Raw genomic sequence first — 22,051 nt, 5'->3', positions numbered from 1 at the left:
CCTTTATCATGTAGTCTGAATGACTACGCCACGGCCGTTTCCCATGCACCCATCCCGCTGTCCGCCGCCGGACGCCGCCACCGATCTGCTGCAACTGCCCAATGTCGGCCCGCGCGCCGCCGCCGATCTGCGGCTGCTCGGTCTGAGCCATCCGGCCGACCTGCGGGGCCGCGATCCCCACCAGCTTTATCTGCAGCTGTGCGACGCCACCGGCCAGCGCCACGATCCCTGCGTGCTCGACGTGCTGATGTCGGTCTGCCACTACATGGATACCGGCGAGGCGCGCGCTTGGCCAAGCTTCACCGCGGAGCGCAAGCGCAAATGGACGGTGTGAGCGGGGAGGGCCAACTGACGGCCTGCCACGATTGCGATCTGCTGCTGAGGCTGCCCGGCGCGCAAGCCGGCCGCGTGCGCGTTTGCTGCCCGCGCTGCGGCGCCCAACTGTACGAATGCTCGGATAGCGGCCCCGAGGTCGGTGTGGCGCTGCTGGCGGCCGGCGCGGTGATGTTCGCGATCTCAAACATCTACCCGGTGCTGGTGCTGGAGATCGCCGGCAACCGAAATGCCGCCACGCTGTGGCAGACCGCGTTGGCGCTGCATGGGCAGGGCATGCCGGAGGTGGCGCTGCTGGTGCTGTTCACCGGCATCGTGATGCCGGCGCTGGAGTTGGCCAGCATGCTCTACTTGCAGTTTCCGCTGTTGTTCGGCCGCGCGCTGCCGGGTTTCCCGGCGATGATGCGGCTGCGCGGTCTGGCGCGGCCCTGGTGCATGGTGGAGGTGTTTTTGCTGGGCGTGCTGGTTTCGCTGGTGAAGCTGGTGCATTTGGCCAGCGTGCAGCCGGGCATAGGCTTGTGGGCGTTTTTCGGCCTGATCGTGCTGATGGCGGCCAGCGCTAGCCGTTTCCGGCCGCATGAACTGTGGGAGCGCTACCGCTCATGCCGCATTATCCATTGAGTAGCGCGGCGTCGCGCAATCTGTGCCTGTGCCACGGCTGCGGGCTGCTGGTGAGGATATCGACGCCCCATGCCGTCGCCTGCCCGCGTTGCGCGGCCCCGCTGCACCTGCGGCGCCCGGCGGCGCTGCAGCGTTGCTGGGCCTTGCTGCTGGCGGCGATGATCAGCTATCTGCCGGCCAATCTGCTGCCCATCATGGAAACCACGGCGCTGACCGGCGTGCAGCGCGACACCATCATGAGCGGCGTGGTCTATCTGTGGAACAACGATTCCTGGCCGCTGGCGCTGGTGGTGTTTACCGCCAGCGTGCTGGTGCCGTTGCTGAAGATTTTGGCCTTGCTGCTACTGTTGTGCAGCGTGCAGTGGAGCTGGCGCTGGGCGCCGCGCCAGCGCACGCGGCTGTACCGGATGATAGAAGTGATCGGCCCGTGGTCGATGCTGGACATTTTCGTGGTGGCGCTGATGGTGGCGCTGGTGCAATGGCAGTCGTTGGCCAGCATCAAGGCCGGGCCCGGCGCGATCGCCTTCGGCGCGGTGGTGGTGCTGACCATGCTGGCCGCGATGAGTTTCGATCCCAGGATGATCTGGGACCCCGTAGAGGAACATGATGAGCAGTGAAAATCCGCAAAACCCTCCAGAGCCGGATCTGCCGCAGGCAGTGCCGGTGCGCCGCGGCCGCTGGGCGCCGTCGCTGGTCTGGCTGATTCCAGTGGTGGCGGCCTTGATAGGCGGCTGGCTGGCGGTGCACGCCGTGCTGTCGCGCGGCCCCACCATCACTATTTCTTTCCAGAACGCGGAGGGGATAGAAGCCGGCAAGACCCGGATCAAGTACAAGGACGTGGAGGTCGGTGAGGTGACCTCGGTCAAGCTCAGCCCGAGCCGGCAGGCCATTGTGGCCACGGCGCAGCTGAGCAAGGAGGCCGCCGACTACCTGGCGGAGGACAGCCGCTTCTGGGTGGTGCGGCCGCGGGTGTCCGGCGGCGGCGTGTCCGGTCTGGGCACGGTGCTGTCCGGTTCCTATATCGGCATGGACATCGGCAAGAGCGAGGCGCGCAAGACCGATTTCGTCGGCCTGGAAACCCCGCCCATCATCAACGCCGACCTGCCGGGCCAGACCTTCACGCTGCGCGCCGACAATCTGGGTTCGCTGAACACCGGCTCTCCAGTATATTTCCGCCGGGTGCCGGTGGGGCAGGTGGTCGGCTACGAGCTGGATCCCAAGGGCGGCTACGTCAAGGTGGCCGTCTTCATCAACGCGCCTTACGACCATTTCGTGTCCGCCAACAGCCGCTTCTGGCACGCCAGCGGCGTCGACGTGTCGCTGAGCGCCAACGGCCTCAACGTCAGCACCCAGTCGCTGGCGGCGATCGCGCTGGGCGGCATCGCCTTCGAGACGCCGCTGGCCGACAATGCCGGCATTCCGCTGTCGGACCGAAATTTTATTCTGCACGATACCCGCGACAGGGCGCTGCAGAATCCGGACCGCGAAATGCAGCCGTTCCGCCTGCGTTTCCGCCAATCGTTGCGCGGGCTTAGCGTCGGCGCGCCGGTGGACTTCCGCGGCATCACGATAGGCGAAGTGACGGCGATAGGCGTGCAGTACGTGCAGGACCGCAAGGATTTCGACATGACGGTGGACATCCGCACCTATCCCAGCCGGCTCGACAGCCTGTCGCGCGGCGGCCGCATCACCGGCAAGCTGTCGCCGCAGGCGCTGGTGGCCAACGGCATGCGCGCTCAACTGCGCTCCGGCAACCTGATCACCGGCCAGTTGTACGTGGCGCTGGACTTCTTCCGCGACGCGCCGCCGGCCCGGCTGGTGGTGAAGGGCGGGGTGCCCGAGCTGCCGACCATTCCGGGCGACCTGGAAGAGCTGCAGCGGGTGTTGCAGCGCATCGTCAAGAAACTGGATGCGGTGCCGTTCGACAGCATAGGCAAGGAGGCCGACGCTTCGCTGAAATCGCTGCACCAGACGCTGGACAGTGTGAAGCGGCTCAGCGACGGCCTGAATAACCAGACGGTGCCGCAAGCGAGCAAGACGCTGGAGCAGTTGCAGCAGACGCTGGAGGCCACCCGCCAGACCATGCGCGCCGACTCGCCGCTGCAACAGGACGTGCGCTCCGCCGCGCAGGAAGTGAAAGAGACCGCGCGCAGCTTCCGGGCGCTGGCCGATTACCTGGACCGCCATCCCGAGGCGCTGGTGCGCGGCAAGGAGGCGCAGCCATGATGATGAAAACGATGTCCGCCGCGGCCATGATCGCGGCGCTGGCCGGATGCGCGTCGCCGCAGTCGCGCTTTTACGGGCTGGCCGCGCCGGCCGCGCCGCAGGCGCAGGCGCAATTCGGCAAGCGAGTGCTGCTGGGGCCGGTGAGCCTGCCGGCGGCGCTGGATCGACCCCAGCTGGTGATGGACATGGGCGGCGGCGAGCTGAAGCTGCAGGAGTTCGAGCGCTGGAGCGCGCCGCTGGACCGGCTGCTGGCGCAGCGGCTCAGCCAGGGCGTGGCGCGCTCCAGCGGGGTGGCCAGCGTCTACGCCTACCCGCAGCCCGGGATGGACGGCGGCGATCTGCGTATCGCCGTCGATGTGCGCGTCCTCAGTCTGAAGCCAGGGCAAGGCGCGGCGCTGGAGGCGGCGTGGCAGCTGCAGAACGCGGTCGACGGCAAGATACTGGCACGCGGCGGGTTCAGCCGCAGCCAGGCGGTGGCGTCTAGCGAGCCGGGCGCGCTGCTTGCCGGCCTGCAGACCTTGCTGGATGGCCTGGCCGCCGACATCGCCGCGCCGCTGGTCCAGCATCCGGAATGGTGGCGCGCGGGCTGATTCTCCACCATTGGGAGTAGGCGGCCCCGGCCGTAAGGGTTAATCCGCCTCGTCCGTTGGCAGGCTGATAATCCTGCGACCGACGAATACCAGCGCGCGTCGCCGTCGCTTATCGTGGCAACCATGACCACTCCATGGGTATGGCGCCATGACTTCCCCGACATTCAAACGCTACAGCGTGCTGGCCAGCAGCACGCTGGCCTTCACCCTCTGTTTCATGGTCTGGATGATGTTCGCGGTGCTGGGCATCCCGATCAAGCAGCAGCTGGGCCTCAATGAAACCGAATTCGGCATCCTGGCGGCGACGCCGGTGCTGACCGGCTCGCTGATCCGCGTGCCGCTGGGCATCTGGACCGATCGCTACGGCGGCCGCCCGGTATTGTTCGCGCTGATGCTCAGCTGCGTGATTCCCATCTACCTGATGCAGTTTGCCAGCGCCTATTGGCAGTTCCTGCTGGCCGGCCTGTTCGTCGGCCTGGCCGGCGGCTCGTTCTCGGTCGGCACGCCCTATGTGGCGCGCTGGTTCCGCAAGGAGCAGCAAGGCCTGGCCATGGGCATCTTCGGCGCAGGCAACGCCGGCTCTGCCTTGACCAAGCTGGTGGCGCCGGCGCTGATCGTCGCCTGGGGCTGGCAGAGCGTGCCCACTGCGTACGCGCTGATCATGCTGGCCGCCGCCATCCTGTTCTGGCTGTTCTCTTTCAGCGATCCGGCCCACAAGGCGCCGTCCACCATCACGCTGCGCCAGCAGCTGGCGCTGATGAAGCACCCGGCGGTGCTGCGTTATTGCCAGTACTACTCGGTGGTATTCGGCGGCTACGTGGCGCTGGCGCTGTGGATGACCAAGTACTACGTCGGCGAGTACGGGTTGGATCTGAAGCACGCGGCGCTGCTGGCGGCCTGCTTCTCCCTGCCGGGCGGCGTGCTGCGCGCGGCGGGCGGTTATCTGTCCGACCGTTTCGGCCCCTATGTCGTCACCTGGGCAGTGATGTGGGTGTGCTGGGTGGCCTTCTTCCTGTTGTCCTATCCGCAGACCGAGATGCGCGTCGCCACGGTGAACGGGCCGATGAGCCTGCATATCGGCCTCAACGTCTACCTGTTCACCGGCCTGCTGTTCCTGGTGGGGGTGGCGATGGCCATCGGCAAGGCGTCGGTGTTCAAGTTCATCGCCGACGAGTTCCCGGACTCCATCGGCGCGGTGTCCGGCGTGGTGGGCCTGTCAGGCGGCCTAGGCGGCTTCCTGCTGCCCATCCTGTTCGGCGCGCTGCTGGATCTGACCGGCGTCCGCTCCAGCGCCTTCATGCTGCTGTACGGCACGGTGTGCGTCAGCTTGGTGTGGATGCATTTTTCCTTCAAATCGGCGGCTAAGGCCAAGGCGCGCGCGGCCGCGCCGGTCCATCCCATTCCCTTGACGAGCGAGCGCGGCTGAGCGCGGCGCGGGAGGCATTCATGACTTATCTGATCAAACACTGGGAGCCGGAGTCGGCCTCGTTCTGGCAGCAGAAAGGCCGCGCGGTGGCGCGCCGCAATCTGTGGATCTCGATTCCGGCGCTGACGCTGGCCTTCGCGATCTGGCAGGTATGGAGCGTGGCGGTGCTGAACATGCCGAATATCGGCTTCGGCTACAGCCAAAACCAGCTGTTCTGGCTGGCGGCGCTGCCGGCCTTGTCCGGCGCCACGCTGCGCATTTTCTATTCCTTCATGGTGCCGGTGTTCGGCGGCCGCAAGTGGACGGCGATTTCCACCGCCAGCCTGCTGATTCCCGCGGTGGGCATCGGTTTCGCGGTGCAGGACCCCAGCACCAGCTACGTCACCATGGTGACGCTGGCGCTGTTGTGCGGCTTCGGCGGCGGCAACTTCAGCTCCAGCATGGCCAATATCAGCTTCTTCTTCCCCAAGGCAGAGAAGGGCACCGCGCTGGGCCTGAACGCCGGCCTGGGCAATCTGGGCGTGTCCATCGTGCAGTTCGTGGTGCCTATCGTCATCACCATGGGCCTGTTCGGCCAGTTGGGCGGCGATCCTCAGCATTGGGCGAAAGGCGCGCTGTCCAAGCAGATGTGGCTGCAGAACGCCGGCTTCGTCTGGGTGCCGTTCATCGCCGTGTCGGCGCTGGCGGCCTGGTTCGGCATGAACGACCTGGCCTCGGCCAAGTCTTCGTTCTCCGAGCAGGCGGTGATCTTCACCCGCAAGCATAACTGGCTGATGTGCTGGCTGTACGTGGGCACCTTCGGCTCCTTCATCGGCTTCTCCGCCGGCTTTCCGCTGCTGGTGAAAGGCCAGTTTCCGGAAATCGACCCCACTCGTTACGCCTTCCTCGGCCCCCTGGTCGGCGCGCTGACCCGCCCGCTGGGCGGCTGGCTGGCGGACAAGATAGGCGGCGCCAAGGTGACGCAGACTGCGTTTTCTCTGATGGTATTGGGCGTGCTGGGCGTGATCTTCTTCCTGCCGCACGGCGGCCAGGCCGGCAGTTTCACCGGCTTCTTCGCGATGTTCCTGTGCCTGTTCGCGCTGACGGGAATCGGCAACGGCTCCACCTTCATGCAGGTGCCGGCCATCTTCCTGACCCTGCATCAGCGCATGGCCGGCCCAGGCGAGGCGGCGCAGAAGCAGGCGACGCAAGACGCCACCCGCGAAGCGGCGGCGGTGCTGGGCTTCACCAGCGCCATTGGCGCCTACGGCGGCTTCTTCATTCCCAAGAGCTACGGCACCTCGATCGCGATGACCGGCGGCGTGGAGGCGGCGCTGTATGTGTTCATCGCCTTCTACCTGAGCTGCCTGGCGATCAACGGCTGGTACTACGCCCGCAAGAAGGCGGAGGTGCGCTGCTGAGCGGGCGGCGGAATGCCCGGAAGGTGGCGGTTGCTGGCCGGGTATTGCAGCCTATGGCTTGGATGGTATCGAAAGGGCGCCTGCGGGCGCCTTTTTCACGTCCGGCTTTCGTTCTATCCCGGACTACTCCTTATGGCTTAGCCGGCCCCCTTCCTCTGCCGGGTCCATTCACCCCTACTGGCCGATTGGGCGGCTTGCAGGCGAAAGGTAGGCTAAGAACCATCGCAACCAGTACCGGCAGCCGGGCGGCAGCGACGCAGAGCAGGGTTCCCCGGCGCGCATGGAGGCAAGATGAGCCATTTTCTCGACAGACTGAATTTCCTCGGCAAGGTAAAAAGCACCTTCGCCGACGGCCACGGCGCGGTGGTGAATGAAGACCGCGGCTGGGAAGACGCATACCGCCAGCGCTGGCAGCACGACAAGATCGTCCGCTCCACTCACGGCGTCAACTGCACCGGCTCCTGCAGCTGGAAGGTGTATGTGAAGAGCGGCCTGATCACTTGGGAAACCCAGCAGACCGACTATCCGCGCACCCGGCCCGATCTGCCCAACCACGAACCACGCGGCTGCCCGCGCGGCGCGTCCTACAGCTGGTACGTGTATTCCGCCCAGCGCGTCAAATATCCGATGCTGCGCGGCGAACTGGCCCGGATGTGGCGCGACGCGCGCAAGAGCCTGAGCCCGGTCGAGGCCTGGGAAAAGATCAGCCAGACGCCTGCGCTCGCCAAGCAATACAAGTCCGCGCGCGGCCAGGGCGGTTTCGTCCGCGCCAGCTGGGACGAGGCCAACGAGATCGTCGCGGCGGCCAATGCCTTCACCATCAAGAAGTTCGGCCCGGACCGCGTGGTCGGCTTCTCGCCGATCCCGGCGATGTCCATGGTGTCCTACGCCGCCGGCAGCCGCTACCTCAGCCTGATCGGCGGCGTGCCGCTGTCGTTCTACGACTGGTATTGCGATTTGCCGCCGGCCAGCCCGCAGACCTGGGGCGAGCAGACCGACGTGGCCGAGTCCGCCGACTGGTACAACTCCACTTATCTGATGGTGTGGGGCTCCAACGTGCCGATGACCCGCACGCCGGACGCCCACTTCTACACCGAGGTGCGCTACAAGGGCACCAAGACGGTGGCGGTATCGTCCGACTTCGGCGAAATGGCCAAGTTCGGCGATATCTGGCTGGCGCCCAAGCAGGGCACCGATGCCGCGCTGGCGATGGCGATGGGCCACGTGATCTTCAAGGAATTCCACCTGGATCGCCCGTCCACCTATTTCACCGACTACATCCGCCGCTACACCGACATGCCGATGCTGGTGACGCTCAAGCGCGACGGCGAGCGCTGGCTGCCGGACTACTTTCTGCGCGCCTCGCATCTTGACGGCCAATTGGGCGAAGACAACAACCCGGACTGGAAAACCCTGCTGATCGACGAAGCCAGCGGCGACATCGTCGCGCCCAACGGCTCCATCGGCTTCCGCTGGGGCCAGGCCGAGGGCAAGGCCGGCAAGTGGAATCTGGAGCAGAAGGATGGCGCCAGCGGCCGCGAAGTGTCGGGGCGCTTGTCGCTGATCGAAGATCGCGACGAGGTGGTCGGCGTCGGCTTCCCGTATTTCGGTTCCGAGCATGATGAACTGCTGACCCGCAACGTGCCGGCCAAGCGCATCAAGCTGGCCGACGGCAGCGAGGCGATGGTGGCCACGGTATTCGACCTGATGGCCGCCAATTACGGTCTGGACCGCGGCCTGGGCGGCGGCAACGTCGCCATCGATTACATGGACGACGCGCCGTACACGCCGGCCTGGCAGCAGAAGCACACCGGCGTGAAGCCGGAGCTGGTGATCCAGGTGGCGCGCGAGTTCGCGCAAAACGCCGACCAGACCCAGGGCAAGTCGATGGTCATCGTCGGAGCGGCGCTGAACCACTGGTACCACATGGACATGACCTACCGCGGCATCATCAATATGCTGATGCTGTGCGGCTGCATCGGCCAGTCCGGCGGCGGCTGGTGCCACTACGTGGGCCAAGAAAAGCTGCGTCCGCAAACCGGCTGGGCGCCGCTGGCCTTCGCCGGCGACTGGAACCGCCCGGCGCGGCAGATGAACGGCACCAGCTTCTTCTACGCCCACACCAGCCAGTGGCGGCATGAAAAACTGGGCGTGGGCGAGATCCTGTGCCCGACCGCCGACGGCAAGATGGCCGACATGGCGCTGATCGATTACAACGCCAAGGCCGAACGGATGGGCTGGCTGCCGTCCGCGCCGCAGCTGTCCGCCAATCCGCTGGACATCACCCGCGCCGCCGCCGAGGCGGGCCTGGATCCGGTCGCCTATACCGTGGACGGTTTGAAATCGGGCCGGCTGGACATGGCCTGCAACGATCCGGACAACCCGCAGAACTTCCCGCGAAACATGTTCGTGTGGCGCTCCAACATCCTGGGCAGCTCCGGCAAGGGCCACGAGTACTTTCTCAAATACCTGCTGGGCACCCAAAACGCGGTGCTGGGCTCGGAAGACGACTGCATCAAGCCGTCCGAGATCACCGTGCGCCCGGCCGCCGAGGGCAAGCTGGACCTGATGGTGGTGCTGGATTTCCGCATGTCCACCACCTGCCTGTACGGCGACATCGTGCTGCCCACCGCCACCTGGTACGAGAAGGACGACCTCAACACCTCCGACATGCACCCCTTCATCCACCCGCTGTCCGAGGCCGTGCAGCCCTTGTGGCAGGCCAGGAGCGATTGGGAAATCTACAAGGGCTTCGCCAAGAGCCTGTCCGAGATCGGCAAGGATTATCTGGGCACGCAGAAGGACCTGGTGCTGACCCCGCTGATGCACGACAGCCCGCAGGAGCTGGGCCAGCCTTTCGACCCCAAGGACTGGAAGAAGGGCGAGTGCGAGCCGGCGCCGGGCAAGACCATGCCGGCGATGACGGTGGTGGAGCGCGACTACGGCGCGATCTACGACAAGTTCACCACCATCGGCCCTCTGCTGGAGAAAGCCGGCAACGGCGGTAAGGGCATAGGCTGGAAAACCGCCCACGAGGTGGACATCCTGCGCGGCCTGAACCAGGTGGCGCAATCGGGCGCGGGCAAGGGCCAGCCCCGGCTTGAGACCGCCATCGACGCCGCGGAGATGATTCTGACCCTGGCGCCGGAGACCAACGGCCATGTGGCGGTGAAAGCCTGGGACGCGCTGTCCAAGATCACCGGACGCGACCATACACACCTTGCCCGTCCGCGCGAGCATGACACCATCCGTTTCCGCGACGTGCAGGCACAGCCGCGCAAGATCATTTCCTCGCCGACCTGGTCCGGCCTGGAAAGCGAGGAAGTCAGCTACAACGCGGGTTACACCAATGTCCACGAGCTGATTCCGTGGCGCACTTTGACCGGCCGCCAGCAGTTCTATCAGGACCACCAGTGGATGCGGGCCTTCGGCGAGGGATTGTGTGTGTATAAGCCGGCGGTCGATTTGAAGACCACGCAGGTGGTGCTGGGCAAGCACGGCAACGGCAACCGCGAGCTGGTGCTGAACTTCATCACCCCGCACCAGAAATGGGGCATACACAGCACCTATTCCGACAACTTGCGCATGCTGACGCTCAGCCGCGGCGGCCCCCACGTCTGGCTGTCCGAGATCGACGCGGCCAAGGCCGGCATCGCCGACAACGACTGGATCGAGGTGTTCAACGTCAACGGCACGCTGACCGCCCGCGCGGTGGTGTCGCAGCGGGTGCCGGAAGGCATGACGCTGATGTACCACGCACAGGAGAAGATCGTGAACGTGCCGGGGGCGGAAGTATCCGGCAAGCGCGGCGGCATTCACAACTCGGTGACCCGGACCGTGACGAAGCCCACCCACATGATAGGCGGCTACGCCCAGCTGTCCTGGGGCTTCAATTACTACGGCACGGTGGGCGCCAACCGCGACGAATTCGTGGTGGTGCGCAAGATGGACAAAGTCGACTGGATGGACGTTCCGGCGGGAGAGAAGCAATGAAGATACGCGCGCAAATCGGCATGGTGCTGAACCTGGACAAGTGCATCGGTTGCCATACCTGTTCGGTCACCTGCAAGAACGTGTGGACCAGCCGCGACGGCATCGAGTACGCCTGGTTCAACAATGTGGAGACCAAGCCCGGCATCGGCTACCCCAAGGACTGGGAGAACCAGGACAAATGGCAGGGCGGCTGGAAGCGTCGCGCCGACGGCAAGCTGGAGCCGCGCCAGGGCGGCAAGCTGAAGATATTGGCCAATATCTTCGCCAATCCCAATCTGCCGGCCATCGACGACTACTACGAGCCGTTCACCTACGACTACGAGCATTTGCAGAACGCGCCGCGAATGCAGACGCCGCCGACCGCGCGGCCGGTATCGGTGCTGACCGGCAAGAAGATGGACAAGATCGAGTGGGGCCCGAACTGGGAGGACGACCTGGGCGGCGAGTTCTCCAAGCGCGCCAAGGATGCTTTGTTTGAAGGCATCCAGAAGGAGATGTACTCCGCCTTCGAGAACACCTTCATGATGTATTTGCCGCGGTTGTGCGAACACTGCCTGAACCCGGCCTGCGTCGCATCCTGTCCGTCCGGCTCCATCTACAAGCGCGAAGACGACGGCATCGTGCTGATCGACCAGGACAAGTGCCGCGGCTGGCGGATGTGCGTGTCAGGCTGCCCGTACAAGAAGATTTATTACAACTGGACGTCCGGCAAGGCCGAGAAGTGCATCTTCTGCTACCCGCGCATCGAATCCGGCCAGCCCACGGTGTGCTCGGAAACCTGCGTCGGCCGCATCCGCTACCTGGGCGTGCTGCTGTACGACGCCGACCGGATTGAGCAGGCGGCGGCGGTGGAAGATCCGCAGGATCTCTACCAGTCGCAACTCGACCTGTTCCTGGACCCGAACGACCCGGCCATCGCGGCCGAGGCGCTGAAGCAGGGCATCCCGCAAAGCTGGCTGGACGCAGCGAAGCGTTCGCCGGTGTACAAGATGGCGATGGAGTGGAAGGTGGCCTTCCCGCTGCATCCGGAATACCGGACCCTGCCGATGGTGTGGTATATCCCGCCGCTGTCGCCGATCCAGAGCGCGATGGAAAACGGCCTGATAGGCGAGGGCGGCATCATCCCCGACGTGCAGAGCCTGCGGATACCCATCAAGTACCTGGCCAACCTGCTGACGGCGGGCAAGGAAGAACCGGTGGTCAAGGCGCTGGAAACCATGGTGGCGATGCGCCGCTACATGCGCAAGAAGAGCGTGGAGAAGGTCAGCGACGCGGCTACCCTGGCCGGCACCCACTTGACCGCGAGCCAAGTGGAAGAGATGTACCAGGTGATGGCTATCGCCAATTACGAAGACCGCTTCGTGATTCCGTCCAGCCACAAGGAAATGGTGGAAAACGCCTTCGAGGACAAGGCCAGCTGCGGCTTCAGCTTCGGCAACGGCTGCTCCGGCGGCGAGTCCGAGGCCAGCCTGTTCGGCAAGAAGAAGGCCACGCCCATCGTGTTCCACGACATGCGGCGCGACCGCAAGTCCAACGCCGGCAACTGAGGGAGGCCATCATGCGCATTCATGCCATTCTGTCCGCGCTGTTGTGCTACCCGGAGGCCGAGCTGGTCGCCGCGGTGGACGAGATCCGCGCCGAGGCGGCCGAGCACCTGCAGACCGCCAGCCTGTTGGAGCCGCTGCTGCAGGCTTTAGAGAGCGAGGACCTGATCGAGCTGCAGCAGCGTTACGTGCTCACCTTCGACCGCAACCCCTCGCACTCGCTGCACTTGTTCGAACACATCCACGGCGAGGACCGCGCCCGCGGCCAGGCGATGGTGGACCTGCTGGAGGAGTACCGCCGGCATGGTTTCGAGCCGACGTGCAGCGAGCTGCCGGACTACCTGCCGCTGTTCCTGGAGTTTCTGGGGCAGTGCGACAAGGCCGAGTCCGAGCGGCTGCTGGGCGACGCGGTGCATGTGATCGGCCACGTCGCCGGCAGGCTGAACGAGGTTGAGTCGGCCTATGCCGGGCTGTTCGACGCGCTGCTGACGCTGTCGCCGGTCAAGCCGGAGCCGCTGCAAGCGCCGCCTATCCACGACATGGACGAGATGCTGGAAACCTTTGGCCCTGGCGCGGATGGCGTGGAGCCGCTGCTAAAGCCGACCATGCCGGCCATCGCCCCGGTGAACTTTTACCCGCGCGGCGCGCGCGCCTGAAACCTTACCCCTTCTCCCCGGCGCGGGAGAGGGGCGGCGGGCGGCGCTGACGCCCGCCATCGGGAGACAAACATGGACTACCTGCATAGATTCGTATTCGGCATCTATCCCTACATTGCGCTGGCCATCTTCCTGCTGGGCAGCCTGATCCGCTTCGAGCGCGAGCAGTACAGCTGGAAGAGCGAGTCGTCGCAGCTCTTGTATCGCGGCCAGCTGCGCTTGGGCAATATTCTGTTCCACCTGGGCATCATCGGCCTGCTCTTCGGCCACCTAGTTGGTCTGTTGACGCCGCTGGCGGTTTGGGACGCGTTGGGCATCAGCCACGGCTTCAAGCAGCTGTTCGCGATGAGCGTCGGCGGTCTGATGGGCGGCCTGTGCCTGATCGGCATCGCGCTGCTGCTGCACCGCCGCTTCCTGTGCGACCGCCTGGCGGCCAACACCACCTGGCGCGACAAGCTGGTGCTGCTGTGGATACTGGCCACGCTGTTGCTGGGCCTGAGCACCATCTTCGTTTCGGCCCAGCACCTGGACGGTCACGAAATGGTGCTGCTGATGAGCTGGGCGCAGCACATCGTCACCTTCCGCAGCGACGCGGCAGACTTCATCGTTTCCGCCTCGCCTGTGTTTAAGCTGCACCTGTTCATGGGCATGAGCTTGTTCGTGATCTTCCCCTTCACCCGGCTGGTGCATGTATGGAGCGGGTTCGGCGCAGTGACCTACCTGGGACGCGCCTGGCAGCTGGTGCGCCCGCGGGGCTGAACGTCTGGGCATGAAAAGCGCCGCGCATCCGGAAGAGGAGCGCGGCGTTTTGTTTGGTTGGAGAGATCATGACGCCGGTTGGCCTGTCAGGCTATGCCGCGGTTATTTGGTATGTGGTTGCGTCTGGCTAAGCCCGGAGCTTTAGGTTGGGCTGAATAGAATGAAGCCAACGTTTACCTAGAATGAATAGATATTATCTAGCCCATGGGTATTATCAAGTATTTCGCGGTAAACGTTGGGCTTCGCAAGTTTAGCCCAGCCTACGGCCCTAGAGCTTGGAATGTACTCATTACTTCTGTCGAAAGCTCAATGTGTGCACCTGTTGTGAGCCTAAAACAAGTGCTGTTACTTGTTGCTCTGCAGATGGTTCAAGATCCGCATGCTCTTCGGCGAGATATTCAATGGCTTCGTTTGCGGTCCATGGCCCAAGAGAGGTTTTGTAGTTGATGTACTCGCTCTGAATTGCTTTCCAAGATGCATAGGTGCGCTTGGAGAGCAGTATTTCTCGTTTTGTGTAAATGATGTGCAGATTCATGGTCAGAAGAGCCTAAGGCCTACGGTGCAGCGAGAGTATAGCTTGATGATCTTGCGATGTGGCTACTCGGAGCAGAACCCTTGGCTGGCAAGCAGTGGTACCTTATACGTGCGTTTGATGAGGTCAACGTTCTTTGGTGTAGCGCCACCACTTGCACTGTCCGGGGATTCAGTAACGGATAGGTAACACTTGTCAGTTTTCAGCTCGTACACTGCTCTGTAGGTGCGGCCAGAGACCGGGGTGAAGGTGGCAGGGGCGAAGCAGTTGTGGATCATCCCAGGCGATGTACCTGTCGTGGCGATCATGAATGTGAGTGGCGCTCCTGCTGCGATCTTGTGCTCCTGCAAGTCGCCAGCGGTCACGGGGCTCAATAGTTTCATGTCCGTGCATTTCTCGGCACCTAGAAAGACGTATGCGTAGGCCTGAAGGTTAGAGCGATTCTCTATAAGTAAGCCAGCCGTGGGGCCGGTCAACGTTTCATGATAGGGTGAGTTCGCACATGCGGCGAGAAAAAAAGGTATTGGGAGGATGGTGAGGAAGCTCTTCATGGATTTCAACGGTTAAGTAAGATGGATGGAGCCGTACATCAATTGCCTAACGCTCAAGGTAAGCAGCACCGAAACCCGATGGGGCGGTAGGTGCCAACGTCGGTTGTAAAAATGGCGAAATTATGGTCAATATTGGCATACATTTGACTGACCAGGGCCGTAGGTTGGGCTAAGCTTGCGAAGCCCAACGTTTACCGCGGATCATTTGGTAATGCCTGTAGGTTAGGTAATGCCTATTCATACTCTGTAAACGTCAACCTACGGTCCTTGATAGATGGATTAGGCAGATTACCGTTGTGGGGATGCGGGATCAGTATTGTTCGTAGAAATTTTTGACCAATGCCCGGATAAGAGGCGGTTAGCCTCTTTTACGAAATCATCCCTGTAATTTGGGTCAGTAAAGCGCACCGTAAATTGGTTATTATTTTTTGCCCAAGATGCTCTTGTTGTGCCACCCCATCCGATTTGTGGGTAGTCTCCTTTCTCAACACATTGAGCGATGGCGCGCAGGCAGTGCAATACAGTTACATCTGAGGTGCTGCACGTAATGCTGTAATGATACTTGGCATGATTGGATGACATAAAGTTTGCCTAATTTTCAATTGACCACCCGAATGTCGAGTGAAAGCCGAAAATTTTGGCTCATAGAGAATATGCCGTCAAGATTGTTTTATTGAAATCCGAATGATGATGGTGGTGCGTTTCTTATGGGTGCCTAACGTTGGGAGGAACACGTCACTTGCCAGGCATGGCCATTCAACGCCGAGCTCATGGGCAGCGGGTAGCCAAGCAGCGCGGCTGGGTGGGGCGGGCAATACCTGCTACTTTGCGTTGAGGCCTGTTGTTGCACTGTTTGCGGGCATAGCCTTTGGCCAAGCCGCGCTACGGTTGGCGCATGTGCCTGCATGGGGATAGAACGTGCCAAGACTGCGAGGGCCGTAGGTCGGACTGAATAAGATGAAGCCACAGCGTTTGTGGAGGCAGTCCAGCTAACCGTAATGTTAGAGCGTTTTTTCATACGACCACCTTGACGCCAAGATCCAAGAGCCTATCTCGCAAATTTTAATACAACGTGTCGCCGTCCACGATCAGGTCGAAGTAACGGCCATCAGAGCCAATGTAGCAAATTACATCGGCACCCGAAGTCCGCTCAATAAAGTATTGTTCAAGTGTCCTGCCGTCTTCAAAAAGATAGGCATCCACTTGTTCAATCTTCATGGGTGGGTTTGAAGAGATTATCAGCGTTATAACGCCTGAATTAAGCCGCGCCGCGAAGCGGTATTGGCTTAAATGAATTTTTAGGAAGCATGCACGTGCTTCTAGCGGCGATATGCAATAAGAGTAAGGGCGAACAGGCTGGCGGGACTCGGTACCGATACATGCTGCTCATCCAGTTGCCACGGTGCGGGAAAGTCAGCAATGACCTCAGTTGCATCACAGGAACAATTCTCTTTGGCTAGCGGAGAAGGCTGCCCATCATACTCAAAGCGCAGTCGAACTATGTGTTTATTGCTGTCCAACTCACCCGATACCTGCCGAAGATCAGGGTGAACCTCTCTGAGCAAAGCGCGCTGGAGTGAGAGCTGCAGAAATTGACTGTCGATAGTGTTGCCCATGCTGCCTAACAACCACCTGAAATGTCGAGTGAAAACCACCAGATTTTGGTGCATGGAAAATATGCCGTCAATATTTTCATATTAAAATCAGTATGATGTCGGCCGGGTTGCTTCTTGTGGAGGCCTAGAATTGGACGAAATGCACCACTCACCATGGGGGCCATTCCACGCTGAGCTCATAGACACATGAGCAGGACGCGTAAGTAGCGCGGCCTGCTCTGTCAGGCCACTCCCGCGTCTAATTCGCCGTAAGTGCGCCGCGATTGGCTCATTTGGGACGACGGCTGTGTCTGTTTCTCTTCCTTGTGGTCCTTCATGCGTCATTCGCGGGCATGGGGATAGGACGCGCCAAGGCCGCGAGCAACCCATTCGAGGCACCCTCAGACCTTGTCCAGCCCATGCTCCACGGCATAAACCGCCGCCTGCACCCGGCTGCTCAGAGACAGCTTGCGCAGGATGTTCTGCACGTGGACCTTGACCGTGCTCTCGGCCAAGTCCAGCGCGCGGGCGATTTCCTTGTTGCTGGAGCCGCGGGCCAGCCAGCTCAGCGTTTCCCGCTCGCGCGGGGTCAGCGCGTCGGCTTCGCTGGTCTTGGCCGCCGGCTGGCGCAGGCGGGCCAGCAGCTTGGCGGTCATTTCCGGCGACAGCACGCTGTCGCCTTCCACCGCGCGGCGAATGCTGTCCAGCAGGAAGTCGGCGTTGATGTTTTTCAGCAGGTAGCCGCGGGCGCCGCCGCGCATGCATTCGGCCAGATCGTCTCCGTCCTCAGACACGGTCAGCATCAGCACCGCGGCGTCGGGACAGCCGCTCAGTATCTGCGCTAGCGCTTCGCGGCCGTTCATCACCGGCATGTCCAGGTCCAGCAGCACCACGTCGGGCCGCAGCAGCTCTGCCTGCTTGACGCCGTCCAGCCCGTCGGCGGCTTCGCCGACCACCAGAAAGTCGTCCTGGCGCTGCAGCAGCGCCTTCAGGCCGCTGCGAAACAGCGTGTGGTCGTCGATCAGTAAAATGCGTATGGCTTGTGTCATGCGCTGGTGCGCTCCTCTTTGGGCAGGGTCAGCTCCACCGTGGTGCCTTGTTTCGGCGCGGAGCTGATCTGGATCTGGCTGTGTATGCGGTTGGCCCGCTCTTGCATGATGGACACGCCGACGTGGCGCGCGGCTTTGGCGGCGAGCTGGCCGGGGTCGAAGCCGCGGCCGTTGTCATGGATGCGCATGCTGAAGCTGGCGGTGTTGTCGATTTCCACCTCCACCTCGCTGGCCTCGGCATGCTTGCGGATATTGGACAGCGCTTCCTGCAGGATGAAGAACACCTGCAGCTGCTGCTGCGGGTCCAGCGGCTTGCCTTCGCCGCGCATCTCCAGCCGCGCCGGCACGCGGGTTTGCTGCTCGAAGCGCTGCAGCAGGGTGCGCACCGCTTCCGGGAATTCCTGGCGGCTGATGCGGGTGCGGAAGTTGAGCAGCAGCTCCCTGACGTCTTCGTAGCACTCCTGCACGCCGGCGCGGATGAAGGCCAGGTTCTCGCGGGCCAGTTCCTCCTCGCGAGAATTCATCGCGTCTTCCAGCATTTGCGCCTGCAGATTGAGGAAGGACAGCGACTGGGCGATGCTGTCGTGCAGGCCCTGGGCCATCAGGTTGCGCTCCTCGGAGACGGCGAACTGGCGCTCGCGCGCGCTCAGCCGCTGGTTTTCGATGGCGACGCCCAGATGCTGGCCCAGGGTTTCGATCAGCATTTGTTCCGGCATCGACAAGACGCGCTTCTGGCGGAAGTACAGTGTGAAAATGCCGACATCCTCGCGCTGGCTGCGGATGTGGAATACGGCGATGGAGGCGAAGCCGGCCCTGCCGCAGTGGCGGATATCCTCGCCTTCCAGTTCGCCGATATGGCGCAGCACGGCGAAGGGCTGCTGCGCGGCCTCGCCGCAGTGGCAGGCGTCGTCGGGGATGCATTCCTCGACCAGCACCATGTCCTCGGGCAGCCCCTGCTGGGCGATCTGATCCAGCTTGCCGCGTTCCGGGTCCACCAGCCTGGCGTTGGCCGCGTCGGCGCCGGTCAGCTGCATCAGCCGGCCGATGAAGCCGTGGCAGGTTTCGTCCAGCGCGCGCTGCTGGTGCAGGAAGGAAGTCATGTCGTACAGCGTTTTCAGCCTCAGGTTCTGTTCTTCCACTTCGCGGGTTTTCTGCTGGACCTTGCTTTCCAGGTTCTGGTACAGGTCTTGCGCCCGTTCGGCCATCTGGTTGAAGCCTTCGGCCAGCATGCCGAACTCGTCCTGCCGGTCCACCTTGACCCGCGTGTCCAGCTCGCCCTCGCGCAGGCGGCGCATCGCGTCGCTGAGCGCGCGGACCGGGTTGATCACCATCAGGAACAGCATGTAAGCCATGGTCACCGCGCCGGCCAGCGCCATCGCGATCAGCACCATCTGGAACATGCGCAGCAGATTGGTGTGGTTTTCGTTGTCGCGCTCCAGCAGGCTGACCAGGCTGTCGATCTCGGCGACGAAGGCGTGCAGCTGCTGGGTGGTGGGTTGGCTGCCGGCGGCCAGCAGCCGCGGGCGGATGTCGCTGCGCCAGCGTTGCTCCAGCCGTTGTTCCTGGGTGCGGATGTCGCGGTTGTCGGGCAGGAATAGCGGGCGGGCCGGATCGCCGTGCTTGAGTCGGGCCAGCGTTTGGTCGAAGCCGTCTATCTCGTCGCGCAGCAGGCGGTCTGGGGCCTGGGTGGACAGCAGATAGGCGGCGCGAAAAGTGCGCATGCGCAGGCTGCCCACGTCGTTGATCGCGGCGGCGCCGCCTTCCAGCCGCCAGGATAGGGCCAGCGTGTAGCCTATCGAGACCAGCGCGATGGAGAGCGCCAGCAGCGACAGCACCAGCAACTTGCTGGCCAAGGTCTGGAAGCGGGGGGGCGCAAGGCGGATGTCGGGCATGGGCGTGTTCTGCTTTTGGCGGATGGCGAACTGCAGCGGCGGGCTGCACAATAGGCAGTCGCGGTTATGGTTTAAATATTGATTGTTTTAACATAGCTTTTATCGGTGTTCGAGACAATCCGCCAAAAGGAGAAGGCATGCAAGCGGTACTGGGCATATGCGGCTATTCGGGCAGCGGCAAGACTACTTTGCTGGAGACCTTGCTGCCTTTGTTGACGCAGCGGGGGCTGAGTGTGTCGGTGATCAAGCATAGCCACCACGACGTACAGCTGGATTCGCCCGGCAAGGACAGTTTCCGCCATCGACAGGCCGGCGCCTGCGAGGTGATGATCGTGTCGCCGCACCGGGTGGGCGTGTTCGCCGAGACCGCGCGCGAGCTGACGCTGGACGAGCAGCTGGCGCGTCTGTCGCCGTGCGATCTGGTGCTGTTGGAGGGGCAGAAGAGTCTGCCGGTGCCCAAGCTGGAGGTGTACCGGCCGGCGCTGGGCAAGCCGGCGCGCTATCTGGATGACCGGGATGTGATCGCGGTGGCCAGCGATGCGCCGCTGGCGGCCGCCATTCCGGTGCTGGATCTGAATGACGCGGACGGGGTGGCGCATTTCATTGCCGCCTGGCTGGCGGATAGGCGGTGATTCAGCCGCCGGTCTGCGACATGAAGCGCATCACCTTGGCCGGCGCTTCGAGGAAGTCGTGTTTTTCCGGCTTCAGCTCGATGGCGGTGCGGATGGCGCCGTCCAGCTCGGCGTCGCTGCAGCCGGCGCGCAGCATCGGCCGCAGCTCGAAGCGTTGCTCCTGGCCCAGGCATAGGTAGAGCGTGCCGTCCACCGACATCCTCACCCGGTTGCAGCTGGCGCAGAAGTGCTGGCTGATCGGCGTGATCAGGCCCAGCGTGAAGCGGCCGTCGCGCGAACCCCAGTAGCGGGCCGGCCCGCCGCCCAGGCTGACGCTGAGCTCGGACAGGCCGAAGCGGCGGCCCAGCCGCGCCAGTATCGGCGCCAGCTCGCTTCCGCGGGTGTCCCGGCCGCTGTAGCCCATTGGCATCGCCTCGATCAGGCGCAGGATGAAGCCGTGTTCGATGCAGAATTCCGCCATCGCCTCGATGTCGCCGTCGTTAACGCCGGCGATCGGCACCATATTGATCTTGATCCGCTCGAAGCCCGCCGCTTTGGCGGCGGACAGGCCGGTCAGGGCCTTGGGCAGGCTGTCGCTGCCGGTCAGCTCCGCCACGCAATCACGGCGCAACGAATCCAGGCTGACATTGAGCCGGCTTACGCCGGCGCGGCGCAAGGCTGGGGCGTGGCGTTCCAGCTGGGTGGCGTTGGTGGACAGGGAAAGATCCGCCAGGCCGGGCAGGGCGGACAGCCTGTGGGCCAGCAAGGGCAGGTCGCGGCGCAGCAGCGGCTCGCCGCCGGTCAGGCGGATGCGGCGCGTGCCCAGGCGGACGAAGGCGGCGGCGACGCGCTCTATCTCGTCGAAGCGGAGCCAGTGCGCGGGCTCTTCAAAGCCTTTGAAACCCTTGGGCAGGCAATAGCTGCAGCGCAGGTCGCAGCGGTCGGTGACGGAAAGCCGCAGATAATCGATGGCGCGGCCGAAGCGGTCGGACAACATGGTGCATCCTTAGGGGACTGCCGATATGGTGGAAATTGTATGCCGGACTCGGCGGCGCGACAGTTCCCTGGAGGTGGGAGGCGGTCTAGCTATTTAGTCGTAGAGGACGTGTGTTGGCTTGATTTGGCTCTGGCGAACGTAGTTTGCGCGATTTTGTTCTTTCTTGAACTTTTCTTTCAGCTGCTATTCTCTAATTTATTAAATATTTCATAATTTGATTATTTATTGAAATAATACGTCTTTGAATTATTGTAAAATGGCACAAATTGTTTACATTCGTCGCCATGCCTGCCATTCATTCCCAACGCAACGCTTACATCCTGCTGGTGCTGACCATGCTGATGTGGTCCACCAACTTCGTCATCGCCCGCGCGCTGCACACGCAGCTGGGGCCGTTCACGCTGGCTTTCGCCCGCTGGGGCATCGCCCTGGCCTGCGTGTTGCCGTTCGCCCTGCCCAGGCTGGGCCGCAACTGGGGCAAGCTGCGCGCGCAGTGGCCGCTGCTGCTTATCCTGGGTCTGTTCGGCATCGGCCTGACCAATACCTTCGTCTACTGGGCGGTGCAGACCACCACCGCCACCAACGCGGTGATCCTCAACAGCGCGACGCCGGTGATGGTGCTGCTGCTGGGCTCGCTGTATTTCCGCCAGCGCTTGAGCAGCCGGCAGTGGATGGGCATGACGCTGGCGCTGTGCGGCGCGCTGCTGATCGTGTTGAAAGGCAATCTGCTTGAGATCGGCGGCTTTCATTTCAGCGGCGGCGACCTGTTCGTGCTGGCCGGCGGCCTAAGCTGGGCCATCTACACGCTGGGCCTGCGCAAGCTGAAGCCGGGCATCGATCCCATGGTGCAAATGGCCGCGCTGTTACTGGTGGGCGAGGCGGTGCTGCTGCCGCTGTTTCTGAGCGAGCTATCGTCGCGCGGCCTGCCGACGCTGGACGCAGGCGTCGCGGCCAGTTTGCTGTACCTGGGCGCGCTGCCTTCGGTGGTGGCTTATCTGCTGTACAACCGCGCTATCGCGATGGTGGGCACGGCCAAGGCGGCCGCTTTCCTATACCTGATGCCGGCTTTCGGCGCGATGCAATCGATCGCGCTGCTGGGCGAAGAGCTGCATTGGTATCACGCGGCCGGGCTGGCGGCGATTTTCGGCGGCATCGCGCTCAGCTCCCTGAGTCGCGGAGCCGCGCGGGAGCGCGCCGGCGCGGCGCTGAGGGCGAAGGAGTCCTGATCCGGAAATCGGGTCAAAATGAAAAAGGCGGCGCTTTTCAGCGCCGCCTT

The 22,051-nt window shown here is 63.1% G+C and carries 19 protein-coding genes; 13 read left to right on the top strand and 6 right to left on the bottom strand.

The window, feature by feature from the left end; translation table 11 throughout:
• Positions 1 to 43: 43 nt before the first annotated feature.
• The 11 genes from LQR33_RS11585 (at position 44) to narI (ending at position 13,548) form a co-directional block, all read left to right on the top strand.
• Entirely contained in the window at positions 44 to 334 is a 291-nt protein-coding gene (locus LQR33_RS11585) for a helix-hairpin-helix domain-containing protein (RefSeq protein WP_221664476.1), read from the top strand.
• The gene (locus LQR33_RS11580) at positions 322 to 954 is read left to right on the top strand and encodes a paraquat-inducible protein A (protein ID WP_166440248.1); all 633 of its coding nucleotides are present in this window, start codon (positions 322 to 324) and stop codon (positions 952 to 954) included. Before LQR33_RS11585 ends, LQR33_RS11580 begins: the two co-directional genes overlap by 13 nt.
• Positions 936 to 1,571, top strand: a complete 636-nt coding sequence (locus LQR33_RS11575; protein ID WP_166440249.1) for a paraquat-inducible protein A — start codon at positions 936 to 938, stop codon at positions 1,569 to 1,571. Before LQR33_RS11580 ends, LQR33_RS11575 begins: the two co-directional genes overlap by 19 nt.
• Complete coding sequence (locus tag LQR33_RS11570; protein ID WP_231469021.1) at positions 1,558 to 3,180, top strand: PqiB family protein; 1,623 nt, start codon at positions 1,558 to 1,560, stop codon at positions 3,178 to 3,180. Before LQR33_RS11575 ends, LQR33_RS11570 begins: the two co-directional genes overlap by 14 nt.
• Positions 3,177 to 3,770, top strand: coding sequence for a PqiC family protein (locus LQR33_RS11565; protein ID WP_231469019.1), 594 nt, complete (start codon positions 3,177 to 3,179; stop codon positions 3,768 to 3,770). The genes LQR33_RS11570 and LQR33_RS11565 overlap by 4 nt, the downstream gene beginning before the upstream one ends.
• A 148-nt stretch (positions 3,771 to 3,918) precedes the next feature.
• Positions 3,919 to 5,196, top strand: coding sequence for an MFS transporter (locus LQR33_RS11560; protein WP_166440251.1), 1,278 nt, complete (start codon positions 3,919 to 3,921; stop codon positions 5,194 to 5,196).
• A 20-nt stretch (positions 5,197 to 5,216) separates the two neighbouring features.
• Positions 5,217 to 6,596: a NarK family nitrate/nitrite MFS transporter gene (locus LQR33_RS11555; RefSeq protein WP_231469017.1), complete on the top strand. Its 1,380-nt coding sequence runs from the start codon at positions 5,217 to 5,219 to the stop codon at positions 6,594 to 6,596.
• 291 nt (positions 6,597 to 6,887) lie between these two features.
• Positions 6,888 to 10,589 carry a nitrate reductase subunit alpha gene (locus tag LQR33_RS11550; RefSeq protein ID WP_231469015.1) on the top strand — a complete coding sequence of 1,234 codons (3,702 nt, stop codon included), beginning with the start codon at positions 6,888 to 6,890 and terminating at the stop codon, positions 10,587 to 10,589.
• Entirely contained in the window at positions 10,586 to 12,136 is a 1,551-nt protein-coding gene (gene narH / locus LQR33_RS11545; RefSeq protein ID WP_231469013.1) for a nitrate reductase subunit beta, read from the top strand. The genes LQR33_RS11550 and narH overlap by 4 nt, the downstream gene beginning before the upstream one ends.
• Before the next feature lie 11 nt (positions 12,137 to 12,147).
• Positions 12,148 to 12,789, top strand: coding sequence for a nitrate reductase molybdenum cofactor assembly chaperone (gene narJ / locus LQR33_RS11540; RefSeq protein WP_231469011.1), 642 nt, complete (start codon positions 12,148 to 12,150; stop codon positions 12,787 to 12,789).
• Between the two features lie 72 nt (positions 12,790 to 12,861).
• Positions 12,862 to 13,548 (top strand): respiratory nitrate reductase subunit gamma, encoded by a 687-nt coding sequence (narI, locus tag LQR33_RS11535; protein WP_231469009.1) that lies wholly within the window; start codon positions 12,862 to 12,864, stop codon positions 13,546 to 13,548.
• A gap of 289 nt (positions 13,549 to 13,837) precedes the next feature.
• On the opposite strand, the gene LQR33_RS11530 is transcribed toward narI, so the two are convergent.
• The 5 genes from LQR33_RS11530 to LQR33_RS11510 all read right to left on the bottom strand — a co-directional run bounded on the left by LQR33_RS11530 (position 13,838) and on the right by LQR33_RS11510 (position 19,167).
• Complete coding sequence (locus LQR33_RS11530; RefSeq protein ID WP_231469007.1) at positions 13,838 to 14,083, bottom strand: hypothetical protein; 246 nt, start codon at positions 14,081 to 14,083, stop codon at positions 13,838 to 13,840.
• A 1,610-nt stretch (positions 14,084 to 15,693) separates the two neighbouring features.
• Positions 15,694 to 15,849 (bottom strand): hypothetical protein, encoded by a 156-nt coding sequence (locus LQR33_RS11525; protein WP_231469005.1) that lies wholly within the window; start codon positions 15,847 to 15,849, stop codon positions 15,694 to 15,696.
• A 101-nt stretch (positions 15,850 to 15,950) separates the two neighbouring features.
• Positions 15,951 to 16,301: a hypothetical protein gene (locus LQR33_RS11520; protein WP_231469003.1), complete on the bottom strand. Its 351-nt coding sequence runs from the start codon at positions 16,299 to 16,301 to the stop codon at positions 15,951 to 15,953.
• Positions 16,302 to 16,627: 326 nt separating this feature from the next.
• Complete coding sequence (locus LQR33_RS11515) at positions 16,628 to 17,275, bottom strand: response regulator (protein ID WP_231469001.1); 648 nt, start codon at positions 17,273 to 17,275, stop codon at positions 16,628 to 16,630.
• Positions 17,272 to 19,167, bottom strand: coding sequence for a type IV pili methyl-accepting chemotaxis transducer N-terminal domain-containing protein (locus tag LQR33_RS11510; protein WP_231468999.1), 1,896 nt, complete (start codon positions 19,165 to 19,167; stop codon positions 17,272 to 17,274). The genes LQR33_RS11515 and LQR33_RS11510 overlap by 4 nt, the downstream gene beginning before the upstream one ends.
• 137 nt (positions 19,168 to 19,304) lie before the next feature.
• On the opposite strand from LQR33_RS11510, the gene mobB reads away from it, so the two are divergent.
• Positions 19,305 to 19,799 carry a molybdopterin-guanine dinucleotide biosynthesis protein B gene (gene mobB / locus LQR33_RS11505; RefSeq protein WP_231468997.1) on the top strand — a complete coding sequence of 165 codons (495 nt, stop codon included), beginning with the start codon at positions 19,305 to 19,307 and terminating at the stop codon, positions 19,797 to 19,799.
• A 1-nt stretch (position 19,800) separates the two neighbouring features.
• Here the strand turns inward: mobB and moaA are convergent, their stop codons facing one another.
• On the bottom strand, positions 19,801 to 20,775 hold the full coding sequence (gene moaA / locus LQR33_RS11500; RefSeq protein ID WP_231468996.1) for a GTP 3',8-cyclase MoaA: 975 nt from the start codon (positions 20,773 to 20,775) through the stop codon (positions 19,801 to 19,803).
• Between the two features lie 284 nt (positions 20,776 to 21,059).
• Here moaA and LQR33_RS11495 point away from each other — a divergent pair, with 284 nt between their 5' ends.
• Complete coding sequence (locus tag LQR33_RS11495; protein ID WP_231468994.1) at positions 21,060 to 22,001, top strand: DMT family transporter; 942 nt, start codon at positions 21,060 to 21,062, stop codon at positions 21,999 to 22,001.
• Positions 22,002 to 22,051: the final 50 nt, after the last annotated feature.

The organism is Chromobacterium piscinae, assembly GCF_021129175.1.
Classification (GTDB): Bacteria; Pseudomonadota; Gammaproteobacteria; order Burkholderiales; family Chromobacteriaceae; genus Chromobacterium; species Chromobacterium piscinae.
Note: the sequence above shows the minus strand (reverse complement) of the source record. Positions and strands in the feature narration are given on the sequence as shown.